Origin of the sequence: Pseudomonas sp. StFLB209 (assembly GCF_000829415.1) — a bacterium.
Taxonomy (GTDB): Bacteria; Pseudomonadota; Gammaproteobacteria; order Pseudomonadales; family Pseudomonadaceae; genus Aquipseudomonas.
Genome location: NZ_AP014637.1, coordinates 4,304,781 through 4,318,262 on the forward strand (window position 1 = coordinate 4,304,781; position 13,482 = coordinate 4,318,262).

Genomic DNA, 13,482 nt, shown 5'->3' on the forward strand with positions numbered 1-13,482 from the left:
TTTAGCTGCGAAAGCTTCTTAGCTAAAGCCAAAACTGGTCAGTTAGACCTGTGGTAGCCAGCTTGCTGGCGAAGGCGGCGGCACATTCGCAGCAGATGTAGTGTTTTTACTGGCCTCTTCGCGACCAAGGTCGCTCCCATAGAGATTTGTGATGACTAAATGATCAGTACTGCAGCTAAAGCTGCTTCTACAGGCGGATCGCCGCCCGGCCGCTCATACAGAATTGTGCGTAATAATCGGGATACCTGCTCAAACCAAGTACAGAATCGCGACAAAGCAGTGCAAATCATCGGCTGGACGCCCTTTGCTAGTGCGTTTTGTGCGCAATTTGTTTAGCCTTGCTGCCTTCGCGGTGCAGCCCGGCTCCCACAAGGAACCCCAGCCCTGCGCCCCTGCTTCACAAGAGCGGCAGATCATCCTTTTCGTTCCTGATTCGGCAGTGTGGTTTTCTTAGATGAAAGTTTTGAAAGGCCAGGACATCCTGGCATTGGGCTTCATGACGTTCGCGCTGTTCGTCGGTGCCGGTAACATCATTTTCCCGCCTATCGTCGGCCTGCAGGCCGGCCCCCACGTATGGATCGCTGCATTGGGCTTTCTGGTCACCGCCGTGGGCCTGCCAGTGCTCACCGTGGTCGCCCTGGCCCGGGTGGGTGGCGCCATGGACAGCTTGAGCAGTCCCATCGGCAGAGTCGCCGGGGTTGTCCTGGCCACCGTCTGCTACCTGGCCGTAGGCCCATTCTTCGCCACGCCACGCACGGCAACGGTGTCTTTCGAAGTCGGTGTCGCACCGCTGACCGGCAACAGCCCGACCGCGTTGTTTATCTACAGCCTGGTGTATTTTCTGCTGGTGCTGATGGTCTCGCTCTATCCGGGCCGCCTGCTCGACACCGTCGGCCGGGTCTTGGGGCCGTTGAAGATCGTCGCCCTTGGCGCATTGGGCATCGCGGCCTTCATGTTGCCGGCCGGTGACATCGGCTCGGCCCAGCCTGCTTATGCCGCTGGTGCGTTCTCCAAGGGCTTTACCGAAGGCTATCTGACCATGGATACCCTGGGCGCTCTGGTATTCGGGATCGTGATCGTCAATGCCATCCGTTCTCGTGGTGTCGAGTCCCCGCAACTGATTACCCGCTATGCAATTATCGCCGGCCTGATCGCTGGGGTAGGGCTGGCGCTGGTGTATGTCAGCCTGTTCCGCCTGGGCTCGGGCAGTCATGTGATCGCCGCCGGCGCGAGTAACGGGGCAGCGGTGTTGCATGCCTACGTGCAATACACCTTTGGCTCACTGGGCAGTGGTTTTCTCGCGGTCCTGATTGCTCTGGCTTGCCTGGTCACGGCGGTGGGCCTGACCTGCGCTTGCGCGGAGTACTTCAGCCGTCTGCTGCCCCTGTCGTACCGCACCCTGGTGATCGGTCTGGCGGCCTTCTCGCTGCTGGTGTCCAATCTGGGGCTGACCCGCCTGATCGAGTTCTCGGTGCCGGTGCTGACCGGCATCTACCCGCCGTGCATCGTGCTGGTGGCGTTGAGCTTCTGTCAGGGGGCATGGCACAGCGCAACCAGAGTAGTCGCGCCGGTGATGCTGGTGTCGTTGCTGTTCGGCACTGTCGATGCGCTGAAAACGGCGGGTCTGACCGCCTGGCTGCCGGAGTCGCTGGCCAACCTGCCACTGAGCGCAGAGGGGCTGGCCTGGCTGGTGCCGTCGGTCATTACCCTGGCCGCTGCGGTCGTGGTCGATCGGATGATCGGCAAGCCGCGCGAAGTACTGGCATAACGATGAGTCATTTATAGGGAAGTGTAAGTTTTCGGCCTCCCCAACTGTAATGCTTACATGACGCTACAAATAAATAAGGCCCGCATTGAGCGGGCCTTATTTATTTAAGCCGGGTAATTAAGGCTTGGTGCCGGTTTCCGGAGTGGTGGCCGGTGCCGGAGTGGTCGGTACCTGGCTTGCGTTTTCCTCTGCACGTTGCTGAGCGGCCTCGCTGTTCTTCTGGGCCGCTTCCTGGCTTTCCTTGGCCGCGTCATTCACTTTTTCCTGAGCCTTCTGCATCGACTCCTGGGATTGTTCGGCGGCTTTGTTAGCCTCTTGCTGAGTGTTTTCTGATTTTTTGTCGCAAGCAGCCAGGCCTACAGTGGCAGCCAGCATCAAGGCATAAGCAAAAGATTTACGCATGAGGTGTTTCTCCTTATTGAATACCTAACGTGCCTAAGAACGCGGTGCCACAAGGGAAGTTCCGACGCATTGTCAGAATATTAAAATGCTATGATCGGGGAACTTTCTGGTGTTTCCATTACTTTACAAACGCCGAAAATAGCGTCGCGCTGACAGTGTCTGGAAGCTGGTGTGCGCGGCCCTGTGTGCCCAGCTGCAATCTGCCCCTTGAAATCCTGCGCACCGCCCCCACCTAGATGACAACCCGCTGCCAGCCGTGGTGCTTCCGGCAGCTCGTACCATCTGATTGGAGTTAGATGACATGAGTGTGGAAACTCAAAAGCAAACCCTGGGCTTCCAGACCGAGGTGAAGCAACTGCTGCACCTCATGATCCATTCGCTGTATTCCAACAAGGAAATCTTTCTGCGCGAATTGGTCTCCAACGCTTCCGACGCCGTCGATAAACTGCGTTTCGAAGCCCTGGCCCGCCCTGAGCTGCTCGAAGGTGGCGCCGAGCTGAAAATCCGTGTCAATTTTGATAGCGACGCCAAAACCGTCAGCATCGAAGACAACGGCATCGGCATGAGCCGTGACGACGTGATTGCCCACCTGGGCACCATCGCCAAGTCCGGTACTGCCGACTTCATGAGCAACCTCACCGGTGATCAGAAGAAGGACTCGCACCTGATCGGTCAGTTCGGTGTTGGTTTCTATTCGGCGTTTATCGTTGCCGACAAGGTTGATGTCTACAGCCGCCGTGCCGGTGCCCCGGCCAGCGAAGGCGTGCATTGGTCGTCCAAGGGTGAGGGTGACTTCGAAGTTGCGACCGTGGAAAAGGCCGAGCGTGGCACGCGCATCGTTCTGCACCTGAAAAGCGGTGAAGAAGAGTTTGCCGATGGCTGGCGTCTGCGCAACATCGTCAAGAAATACTCTGACCATATTGCCCTGCCGATCGAGCTGCCCAAGCAGCAGGCTGCTGCCGCTGAAGGCGAACAAGCGCCGAGCGAAGAATGGGAAACCGTCAACCGTGCCAGCGCGCTGTGGACCCGTCCGCGTACCGAAATCAAGGACGAGGAGTATCAGGAGTTCTATAAGCACATCGGCCATGATTTCGAGAACCCGCTGAGCTGGAGCCACAACAAGGTCGAAGGCAAGCTGGAATACAACTCGCTGCTGTACGTCCCGGCCCGTGCGCCGTTCGACCTGTACCAGCGCGAAGCGCCACGCGGCCTGAAGCTGTATGTACAGCGTGTGTTCATCATGGACCAGGCTGAGTCGTTCCTGCCGCTGTATCTGCGCTTCATCAAGGGTGTGGTCGATTCCAACGACCTGTCGCTGAACGTGTCCCGCGAGATCCTGCAGAAAGATCCGATCATCGACTCGATGAAGTCGGCGCTGACCAAGCGCGTGCTGGACATGCTTGAGAAACTGGCCAAGAACGAACCCGAGCAGTACAAGGGCTTCTGGAAAAACTTCGGTCAGGTCCTCAAGGAAGGTCCGGCCGAAGACTTCGCCAACAAGGAGAAGATCGCCGGTCTGTTGCGCTTCACCTCCACTGCAAGTGAGGGCGGCGAGCAAGAGGTGTCGCTGGCCGATTACCTGAGCCGCGCCAAGGAAGGTCAGGACAAGATCTACTACCTGACCGGCGAGTCTTATGCGCAGGTCCGTAACAGCCCGCACCTTGAAGTCTTCCGCAAAAAGGGCATCGAAGTACTGCTGCTCACTGACCGCATCGATGAGTGGCTGATGAGCTACCTCAGCGAATTCGACGGCAAAGGCTTCGTCGATGTCGCTCGTGGTGACCTGGACCTGGGCAAACTGGACTCCGAAGAGGACAAGAAGGCTCAGGAAGAGATCGCCAAAGACAAGGAAGGCCTGGTCGAGCGGCTGAAAACCGCACTGGGTGAATCGGTCAGTGAAGTGCGGGTTTCCCATCGTCTTACCGATTCGCCAGCGATCCTGGCCATCGGCGAGCAGGACCTGGGTCTGCAAATGCGCCAGATCCTCGAAGCCAGCGGTCAGAAAGTCCCTGACTCCAAGCCGATCTTCGAATTCAACCCGGCCCACCCGCTGATCGGCAAGCTCGATGGCGAGCCGGATGAAGACCGCTTTGTCGAGCTGTCGCACATCCTGTTCGACCAGGCGGCGCTGGCTGCCGGTGACAGTCTCAAAGACCCGGCCGCCTACGTGCGCCGTCTGAACAAGCTGCTGGTCGAACTGTCGGTTTGATGAGCGCTTAAAAAAACCCGCTTCGGCGGGTTTTTTTATGAATCCAGTAATCAGGAGTCAGTCATGAGCAAACTGAGTGTACGTTCCGTTATTTGGCACATCGAAGGCCAGGCATTTGAAGGGCGTCTGGTATATGACGCAGACGCCGCGCAACTGCAGCCGGGCCTGCTGATGGCGCCGAACTGGATGGGTGTCAGCCAGGGCGCTGAAGACATTGCCAGGCAGGTGGCCGGGCAGGGTTATGTGGTGTTGCTGGCCGACCTTTACGGGCAGGATGTGCGCCCGGCCAATGGCGATGAAGCCGGGGCGGCGATGATGCCGTTGAAGAATGATCGTGGGCTGTTGCGCCAGCGCATGCAGGCCGCGCTGGCGCAGTTGCTGGCCCAGCAGGATGTGCATCTGGACCCGCAGCGCATCGCCAGCTTCGGCTTCTGCTTCGGCGGCTGCTGCGCACTGGAGCTGGCCCGTAGCGGGGCCGATCTGAAGGCGGCGGTGTCGTTCCACGGCACGCTGGATACACCGAACCCGCAGGACGCCCAGAACATCAAAGGATCGGTGCTGGTGTTGCATGGCGCTGCCGACCCGTTGGTGCCCAACGAGCAGCTACCGGCGTTCGAGGCCGAGATGGACGCTGCCGGCGTCGATTGGCAACTGCTCAGCTACGGTGGCGCGGTGCATTCGTTTACTGACCCGGCGGCTAATGTGCCCGGCAAGATGATGTACGACGCCAGGACCTCGCGCCGGGCGTTTGCCAGCCTGTACAACCTGCTGGATGAAGTCTTCGCCCGCTGAGGCGCAGACTGGCGCAGGAATGGCTTGAGCCGCGAAGGCTCCCTGACGTTCGCAGCTAAAGCCAATACTGTTCAGTTAAGTACACAAATCTCGGTGGGAGGCAGCTCTGCTGGCGAAGACGGCGGCGCATTCGCTGCGGATGCTGGGACTTTACTGGCCTCTTCGCGAGCAGACCGGAGCGCCGGCCGGCTCTTCCCACCGGGTCCGCAGTGCTTATCTGAAAAGTATTGCAGCTAAAGCCGCTATCGGGGTAATTCGATCCGGCCGGTCTCGCCCGGCACCTGCGGCCAGTCTCCGGCGGCCCAGCGTTGCCGGGCGCGGTCGATCAGGGCGATGTCGCTGGCGACGAAGTTCCAGTTCATCCGGCGTGGCCCGTCCAGCGGCGCGCCACCGATCAGCACCGCATGGCAATCACTCTCGGCGCACAGGTTGATGATCTGGCCCGGTGGCAGGACTGCCAGGGTGCGTGGCAGCAACGCTTCGCCGTCCAGCGAGGCCTCGCCGGCCAGCAGATACACTGCGCGTTGTTCGTGTTCGCAAGGGATGGCCAGTGTGGTGGCGGTGCCCAGATGCAGTTCGGCGTACAGCGTGGGTGACAGCACCGGGACCGGGGAGCTCAGACCAAAGCCGTGGCCGGCGATCAGTCGAACGCGAATGCCCATGGCGTCGCTGACCGGCAGTTCGGTAGCCCGGTGATGGCTGTAATGGCCGGCACCTTGTTCATGCTCTTTGGGCGATGCCAGCCATACCTGCAGCCCGTGCAGCCGTGAGCCGCTGTGCAGGAGTGCCGGCGGGGTACGTTCGACATGGGCGATGGCTGCGCCGGCAGTCATCCAGCTGACCTCGCCAGGCCCCACCGGCTGGTCGCTGCCCAGGCTGTCCTTGTGCTGCAGCTGGCCCTCGAACAGGTAGGTGAGGGTCGACAGGCCGATATGCGGATGCTGCAAGATGTCCATGCCGCTGCCTGGTGCATAGACGTGGGGCAGCATGTGATCGAAAAACACAAACGGGCCGACACTGCGGCATCCTGCTGACGGCAGCGGACGCAGGATGGGCTGGCCTTCGACGGTTTCAGGGCGTGGGGTTACGATCAGCATGGCGGCTTATCCGTACGGTTGAACATCGCCTGATTTCAGTAGGCCAGCGCTACTTCCACACCGGCCGGGGCCGCGTACTCGGCCATGCGTCGGCGTGACAGTTCGAAGTGGGCGCGCACCACCTGGGCGGCGGTGTCCGGGTCGCGCTGCTCGATGGCCTCGATCATCTGGTCGTGCTGGGCACAGGCCAGTTCCAGGTCCTGCTGCATGTCACGGGTAGTGGGGTGGCGGTAAAACGTCTTGCCCAGCCGTGCGTGATCGATCAGCAGGCGGCGCAGGCTCGGCATCAAGTAATCGTTGTGCGCCATCTTGCCGATTTCAAGGTGAAATTCATCGTTGTAGATGATGCGGTTTTCCACGTCCTTGTCTTCGATCGCCTGACGGAAATTTTCCTGGATGGTACGTAGCCGGGTGATCTCGGCAGGTGTGGCATGCAGTGCAGCCAGTTGGGTGGTGGCGATGTAGATCAGCGGCGCAGACAGGAAAAAACTGTGCAGTGACTCGTGGCTCATGGCCGCCACGCGAGGCGCGCGGTTGGCCTCCAGCTCGATATAGCCCTCGGCCGCGATCTGGCGCAGCAATTCACGCACGGGCGGGCGCGACAGGCCGAACTCGTCGCACAGAGCCAGTTCATCGACCACCGCGCCGGGGGCCAGCTCCATGCTCAAGATGCGCCGACGCAATGTATCGCCCAGTACCACTTTACGGTCCGGAGAAATGTCGCTGCCTGCGGGTTCGGCATCGGCCTGGGCTTTGATCGCGGGTTTTTTGCTTGCCATGGTTTATTGTCTACTTTTTGTATTACGGATATTGAGAGCTGCCGGGTTGCCTGTCTAGCGTTTTTTAAAGCGCATCCGGCCATCGTCGTCCGGGCGAGCAGGGCGATATTTGAGCATATTCCGGCGATTGGTCGGGCGGGCTCATTGCAATGCCGGGTGTTTCAGATATCAAGGCCAGAAAAAGCATAAATAGATGTTGGTGAAAGCGACTGGATCATATCCATTAGCGACATGCCCGAGGCGGTTTTTTTCCACCCTAACGCCTTGAAAGCCATGAAAAATACAGCTTCTGATGTATTTGTGTTGAATTTAATAGGTATACACAAAGAATACATTCCCATTGACCGGCGTCGGTGCGCATGCGAGTCTCATCGCATCCGCCATCGGCAACGGCCTCCCGCAGCGCTCCACAGCATGCCCGCGCCTTGCCCATAGATGGCTGCGGCACCACGACAACAGGGTTGTGTTCTCTACACCGATCGTTGCTTCTCTGGGCGCTGATAATCGGGCGTAAGCCTTCGAGCAGAACAACAAGAATATGCAGAGCTGCGGCACCCGCGGGTCTGTTTTTGAAGAGCAGGGCTTAACGCATAAAAGCCCGGACAGCAGTGTGTCAACCAGAGGATGAACCATGAAACGTTTATTGAAGACGCTTTGTGCAATGACGGTCGTCGGCATGACGGTAACCACCGTTCAGGCCGAAGAAAAAGTCATCAACATGGGCACGATTTCTTATGAGGACGTGACCCCGATCACCGGGATTACCAAGAAGGTTCTGGAAGACTCTGGTTACACGGTCAAGGTCACCACCTTTTCCGAATGGGGCATTGCCTACGCGGCCCTGAGCAAGGGTGATATCCAGATCCTCGCTTCGCAGATCGACTACGTGGCCCAGGACTACTGGAACAAGAACAAGAACCGTCTGGAGAAAATCTCCCCGGTTTCCCACGGCCTGTACCAGGGTGTGGCCGTGCCGGCCTACGTTCCGGTCGACTCGCTGGAGCAGCTCAACGATAACGCGAACAAGTTCAATAACCGGATTGTCGGCATCGAGCCGGGTTCGGGTCTGATGAACGAGGCGAGCACTGCGGTCAAAGAATACGGCATCAAGCTCAACCTGATCGAAGGCAGCAGCTCGGCGATGAGCGCGGCGCTCAAGTCGGCTGTCGACCGCAAGGAATGGGTCGCCGTGACCGTCTGGGAGCCGTCGTGGATGGCCCAGAAATATGAACTTAAATTCCTTAAAGATCCCAAGGGTATTTTCGCCCCGCCACAAAGTTACTACTGGATTGGTCGCAAGGGCTTCTCGGCCGAGAACCCGCAGGCGCGTGAAACCCTGGCCGGTATCTATGTACCCCTGTCGGTGATCACCGCCATCAATGGCGAGGTCAAGGACGGCAAGACCATGGACCAGGCCGTTAAAGACTGGACTGACAAAAACGCCGACCTGATCAAGCGTTGGGAGAATATCAAGAAGTACTGACTGCGCCTTGCGCCTTGGCCTCTAGCTTTTTAGAGGCCTCTTAATCTGCCGAACTCGCTATCAATAATTAGACCAGAAGCTTCTGGTTCGACGGGTGTGAAATGAATACAGTCAAAAATGACACTGATGAGGTGTTGGTCAGCTGTCAGTCGGTCTGGAAAGTGTTTGGCGACAATGCCCAGACCGCCATGCAGGCATATATAGAGCGTGGCTTGAGCAAGAAGCAGATCCTCCAGGACTTTGGCTGCGTGGTGGGTGTTTCCGATGTCAACATCCAACTGCGGCGTGGCGAGATCTTCTGCATCATGGGCTTGTCCGGCAGTGGCAAATCCACGCTGATCCGCATGCTCAACAAACTGATCGCACCCACTAGCGGACAGATTCTGGTCAAGGGCAAAGACCTGGCCAAACTTGATGGCGCCGAACTGCGCGACATCCGTGCCCGGCACATCGGTATGGTGTTCCAGAGCGTGGCGCTGCTGCCGCACCGCACGGTGCTGGAAAACGCCGCCTTCGGTCTGGAGGTGCGTGGGGTTGCCAAGGCAGAGCGGCACAAGGTCGCCGAGCAGGCGCTGGCCAAGGTCGGTCTGTCTGACTGGGTCAACCGTTACCCCTCTGAATTATCGGGCGGCATGCAGCAGCGTGTCGGCCTGGCGCGGGCGATCACCTCCGACCCTGAGGTGATTCTCATGGACGAGCCGTTCAGCGCCCTTGACCCGTTGATCCGTCGCCAGTTGCAGGATGAGTTCCGCGAGCTCACCAAGTCGCTGGGCAAATCAGCGGTGTTCATTACCCATGATCTGGAAGAGGCGATCCGTATCGGTGACCGCATCGCGATCATGAAAGACGGCATGATCATTCAGGAAGGTACGGCTGAAGAGATCGTCCTGCACCCGGCCGACGATTACGTGGCCGAATTCGTGGCGGGTATTTCGCGGCTGCACTTGGTCAAGGCCGAAGCGGTCATGACCCCTATTGCCGTGTGGCGCGCCGCGCATCCGCAAACCGATGTCAGCAGCCTGCCGGTAGCGGACATCCAGGCTGACCTTGATGATCTGATCAACCTGCTGATTCGCAGCGATTGCGAAGCCCTGGCGGTGCTTGACGGTGGCGTCGTGCAGGGTGTCGTCAGCCAGCGTGATCTGCTGCGCGGGGTACAGGGCAGCGCCAACGAGTTCCAGGACCTCGCTCATGGCACGGTTGTGGAGTCGACGCCATGAATCCCGCCGATTTTGCCTCGGCTTTCGATGCGAAAGTCGACGCCGCCCTGGAATGGACGGCGGATAACTGGTCGACCGCATTCGATGCCCTCAACGATGCCTTGAAAAGCTTGTATCAGGCGGTCTACTGGGCGCTGGCGGTGGCCCCCTTCTATGTGGTTGCAGCGCTGATCGGCGCGCTGGCCTGGCGTCTGACCGGCAGTTGGAAATTTGCCGTCGGCACGGCGCTGAGCCTGTGCTTCTGCGAGCTGATGGGCCTGTGGCCGGAAACCATGAGCACCCTGGCACTGGTCTTGACGGCCACCAGCCTGGCGCTGCTGGTCGGGGTGCCGGCGGGGGTGGCCGCTGGTTTGATGCCAGCGCTGGATCGGGTGACCGAACCGACCCTTGACCTGCTGCAGACCTTGCCGCCCTACATCTATCTGTTGCCGGCCATCGCCTTGTTGGGCTACGGCTCGGGCACCGCACTGGTGGCGACTTTCATCGTGGCCGTGCCGCCGGTGTTGCGCCTGACGTGCCTGGGTATCCGGATGACGCCCCGCCAGTTCATTGAGCTGGGCGAAGCCAGCGGCACGACGGGCTGGCAGCAGTTCTTCAAGATCCGCTTGCCGTTTGCCTTGCCGAGCATCATGGCCGGGGTCAACCAGAGCCTGATGATGGCGTTCGGCATGGTGGTGATTGCCGGCATCGTCGGTTCCGGCGGGCTGGGTGAAGCAATCTATGCGGCGATCCGGACCCTGGATATCGCCAAATCGATCAATGCGTCGATTGCCATTGTGGTTCTGACCCTGATTCTGGACCGCATGACCCAGAGTCTGATCCGTGGCGATGACGCTGGAGGCCGCCCATGAGCCTGTCCGATATCAGATTCTCTCCAGGTCAATACCTGGCACCGGTGGTGGACTGGCTGAATGCCAACCTGCACCCGCTGTTTGCTGCGATCAGCCGAGTGATCGAGTTCATTCTGGGTGGTTGCGAAGCCGCATTGCTGGCGCTGCCGGCCTGGCTGATCATGCTCGCCGTGGCCGGGCTTGCGTACTTTTTCATCAACCTGCGGGCGGCTTTGCTGGCGCTGGTGATGCTCGGCTTCTGCCTGATTTGCGGGCTCTGGACCGCGTCGATGCAGACCATCGCGCTGGTCACGGTGTCGGTGCTGATCTCGGTCAGCGTGGCGTTCCCGCTCGGCATTCTGGCGGCGCGCTACAAGCGCATGGACGCTGCGGTCGGCCCGTTGCTCAACGTCATGCAGACCGTACCACCTTGGGTCTACCTGATTCCGGCAGTCATGGTGTTCAGCCTGGGCAAGGTGCCGGCGATCATCGCCACCATCATCTACGGCGTGCCGCCGATGATGCGCCTGACCACGCTGGCCTTCAAACAGATCCCCAAGGACTTGCTGGAACTGGGCCAGGCCATGGGCGCGCCGCCCCGGGCGATCCTGTTCAAGATCGAGATTCCGGCGGCCATGCCGACCCTGCTGGTGGGGTTGAACCAGTGCATCCTGTTGTCGCTGGCGATGGTGGTACTGGCCGGCCTGGTCGGTGCCGGTGGCCTGGGGGCGGAAGTCACCCGTGGCCTGACCCGCATGGAAATGGGCCTGGGGCTGCGCGCCGGGCTTGCGATCGTGGCAGTGGCGCTGCTGCTTGATCGTCTATCACGCGGTGCGCTACAGCGTAGCAACATGTCGTCCGCAGACCAGTGAGTGTCGGCCAGCGGCGTATGATGCTGCGGGTCACGATCAAACAAAGCCGGGTAACCGGGCCAGTTGTGCCGGGCCCGGTTTTCATATGAATAACAAAAGTGTGTAGAGGCCGCGATTGGTCGAGAGAAGACAGTTCAGCGGAGGCATGCAAGGGCAGAACCTCCGCTACGTGGGCGAGAAGAGTGAAGCGCCACGCCAGGCTCGAATCGGTTTTCTGCTGCTTGAGCATTTCTCGTTACCGGCCTTCACCCAGGCGCTGGACACCCTGGTGACGGCCAACCTCATCAAGGCTGGCGTGTTCGCCACCCGAACCTTCAGCCTCGATGGAGAGTCAGTGACCAGCGATCTGGGCCTGGTGATCTGCCCGAACTCAATTGTCGACCCCGCCCAGGTGCAGGATCTGGACTTGCTGGTGGTGTGTTCCGGCTTGCGCACGCCATTGCGCGCCAATCCGCTGCTGACCCATGTGCTGCATTTGGCCCAGGACAAGGGCGTTGCCCTGGCCGGGCTATGGAGCGGCGCCTGGTTTCTGGGGCAGGCCGGGCTGCTCGATGGCTACAAATGCGCTATTCACCCTGAGCAGCGTGCTGCATTGGCCGAAACTGCCCGCGAGAGCCAGGTGACCAGCGAAAGCTACATGGTCGACCGCGACCGGCTCACCGCGGCCAGCCCCACCGGCGCCTTTAATATGGTGCTGGAATGGATCAATAAACTGCACGGCCGCGGTCTGGTGGATGCGGTCATCGATATCCTCGCCTTCGAAGAGTCGCGCTATCGCCGGGCGCGCCCGTCGCTGCACGAGAAAATGAGCGAGCCACTGCGCGAAGCGATCAACCTGATGAGCGCCAATATCGAAGAGCCGTTGAGTCAGGACCAGCTGTCGACCTATGTCGGACGTTCCAAACGCCAGATCGAGCGCTTGTTCAAGGAACAGCTCGGCACCACGCCGGTGCGTTACTACCTTGAGCTGCGCATCACCGAAAGCCGCCGCCTGCTGCAGCATTCCGATCTGCCGATCGTGGAAGTCGGAGTCGCCTGCGGGTTTGTTTCACCCAGCCACTTCAGCAAGTGCTACACCTCGTTCTACGGCTACCCGCCGTCACGCGAAGTGCGCTTTGGCAACGTCAGCGGCTTGCGCACCGCTCGGCAGCGGGCGCTGGCCAAACAGGCTCAGTAGCGCTTATGCCGATCGCTTGGCCGTAGGAGAAGCTTCAGCTGCGAAGCCTTTCGCGGCTAAAGCCGCTCCTACGCCGATCCCGTTGCCCTTGATTGTCGCCTGTGCCCGTCGTCAGGCCGCCGTATCCAGATAACGACCTACCGGTTTGCTGCCTTCGGTGTCGTAACGCTCACCGAGGGCGGCAATCATCCGGTTCAATGCCTGGGTGTCGAGCTGGCGGGTATTGCTGCTGTCAGCGTCGGCGGCCTGGTTTTGCGCGGGCGGCGGGCCGGCCGGTGGCTGCTGCGGTTGCAGGGCGGCGGTCAGCTCTTCAAGGCTGACTGTGCCGTCTTCGTTGCTGTCCAGGGCGCTGAACACTTTACTGCTGTCGGCGCTGCTGCCGGCATTGCTCAGCGCAGTGGTCAACTCATCGTTGCTGACCGCGCCGTCGGCATCACTGTCCAGTGTGCCCAGCAGGTCTGCGGCCAGGCTGGCGACATCGAAGCCTTTCTGGTCGGGTGGTGGCGGTGGGCTAAAGGCGGCCAGTTCTTCTGCGCTCAGGCTGTCGTCTTCGTCGCTGTCCAGCGAGCTGAAGGCCTGGCTCAGGCTGACACTGATACCGTCCTTGCTGTCGTTGCTCAGCGCGCTGCTGAGTTCTTCCTTGCTGACACTGCCGTCCTGGTCGGCATCGAGCTTGTTGAGCAGCATTTCCTGAAAGCGTTTGCTTTGGCTGCTGGCGGTCGTGCTGCTGGTGTAGCTTGAGTAGCTGCTGCTGATTGCATTGATCATCGGACTGACTCGCTCGGCTGATGGGCGCCGATAACCACTTATCGGCGCATACAGGCTCAGCGATCCAGGTGTCGCCGCGATGTAG

Annotated in this window: 12 protein-coding genes; 8 read left to right on the forward strand and 4 right to left on the reverse strand. The window is 60.1% G+C overall.

The window, feature by feature from the left end:
• Window positions 1-454: 454 nt before the first annotated feature.
• The gene (gene brnQ / locus PSCI_RS19385; protein WP_045490155.1) at window positions 455-1,768 is read left to right on the forward strand and encodes a branched-chain amino acid transport system II carrier protein; all 1,314 of its coding nucleotides are present in this window, start codon (window positions 455-457) and stop codon (window positions 1,766-1,768) included.
• A gap of 117 nt (window positions 1,769-1,885) precedes the next feature.
• Here the strand turns inward: brnQ and PSCI_RS19390 are convergent, their stop codons facing one another.
• A complete protein-coding gene (locus PSCI_RS19390) occupies window positions 1,886-2,170 on the reverse strand; it encodes a hypothetical protein (protein ID WP_045490157.1) in 285 nt (94 codons plus the stop codon).
• Window positions 2,171-2,471: 301 nt separating this feature from the next.
• Here PSCI_RS19390 and htpG point away from each other — a divergent pair, with 301 nt between their 5' ends.
• Together htpG and PSCI_RS19400 are read left to right on the forward strand one after the other, a co-directional pair.
• Window positions 2,472-4,379 carry a molecular chaperone HtpG gene (gene htpG, locus PSCI_RS19395; protein WP_045490159.1) on the forward strand — a complete coding sequence of 636 codons (1,908 nt, stop codon included), beginning with the start codon at window positions 2,472-2,474 and terminating at the stop codon, window positions 4,377-4,379.
• A 63-nt stretch (window positions 4,380-4,442) separates the two neighbouring features.
• Window positions 4,443-5,171, forward strand: coding sequence for a dienelactone hydrolase family protein (locus PSCI_RS19400; protein ID WP_045490162.1), 729 nt, complete (start codon window positions 4,443-4,445; stop codon window positions 5,169-5,171).
• Between the two features lie 242 nt (window positions 5,172-5,413).
• On the opposite strand, the gene PSCI_RS19405 is transcribed toward PSCI_RS19400, so the two are convergent.
• Window positions 5,414-6,268, reverse strand: a complete 855-nt coding sequence (locus PSCI_RS19405; RefSeq protein WP_045490164.1) for a pirin family protein — start codon at window positions 6,266-6,268, stop codon at window positions 5,414-5,416.
• Window positions 6,269-6,303: 35 nt separating this feature from the next.
• Window positions 6,304-7,026, reverse strand: a complete 723-nt coding sequence (locus PSCI_RS19410; RefSeq protein WP_084710252.1) for a GntR family transcriptional regulator — start codon at window positions 7,024-7,026, stop codon at window positions 6,304-6,306.
• A 652-nt stretch (window positions 7,027-7,678) separates the two neighbouring features.
• On the opposite strand from PSCI_RS19410, the gene PSCI_RS19415 reads away from it, so the two are divergent.
• The 5 genes from PSCI_RS19415 to PSCI_RS19435 all read left to right on the forward strand — a co-directional run bounded on the left by PSCI_RS19415 (window position 7,679) and on the right by PSCI_RS19435 (window position 12,629).
• Window positions 7,679-8,530 carry a glycine betaine ABC transporter substrate-binding protein gene (locus PSCI_RS19415; RefSeq protein ID WP_045490169.1) on the forward strand — a complete coding sequence of 284 codons (852 nt, stop codon included), beginning with the start codon at window positions 7,679-7,681 and terminating at the stop codon, window positions 8,528-8,530.
• A 101-nt stretch (window positions 8,531-8,631) separates the two neighbouring features.
• A complete protein-coding gene (locus PSCI_RS19420) occupies window positions 8,632-9,750 on the forward strand; it encodes a quaternary amine ABC transporter ATP-binding protein (RefSeq protein WP_045490172.1) in 1,119 nt (372 codons plus the stop codon).
• Window positions 9,747-10,601, forward strand: a complete 855-nt coding sequence (locus tag PSCI_RS19425; RefSeq protein ID WP_045490174.1) for an ABC transporter permease — start codon at window positions 9,747-9,749, stop codon at window positions 10,599-10,601. Before PSCI_RS19420 ends, PSCI_RS19425 begins: the two co-directional genes overlap by 4 nt.
• Window positions 10,598-11,452 carry an ABC transporter permease gene (locus tag PSCI_RS19430; protein ID WP_045490178.1) on the forward strand — a complete coding sequence of 285 codons (855 nt, stop codon included), beginning with the start codon at window positions 10,598-10,600 and terminating at the stop codon, window positions 11,450-11,452. Before PSCI_RS19425 ends, PSCI_RS19430 begins: the two co-directional genes overlap by 4 nt.
• A 145-nt stretch (window positions 11,453-11,597) precedes the next feature.
• Window positions 11,598-12,629 carry a GlxA family transcriptional regulator gene (locus PSCI_RS19435; RefSeq protein ID WP_231906445.1) on the forward strand — a complete coding sequence of 344 codons (1,032 nt, stop codon included), beginning with the start codon at window positions 11,598-11,600 and terminating at the stop codon, window positions 12,627-12,629.
• Window positions 12,630-12,740: 111 nt separating this feature from the next.
• Here PSCI_RS19435 and xopAW read toward each other — a convergent pair whose 3' ends face one another.
• Window positions 12,741-13,397, reverse strand: coding sequence for a XopAW family type III secretion system calcium-binding effector (gene xopAW, locus PSCI_RS19440; RefSeq protein WP_045490184.1), 657 nt, complete (start codon window positions 13,395-13,397; stop codon window positions 12,741-12,743).
• Window positions 13,398-13,482: the final 85 nt, after the last annotated feature.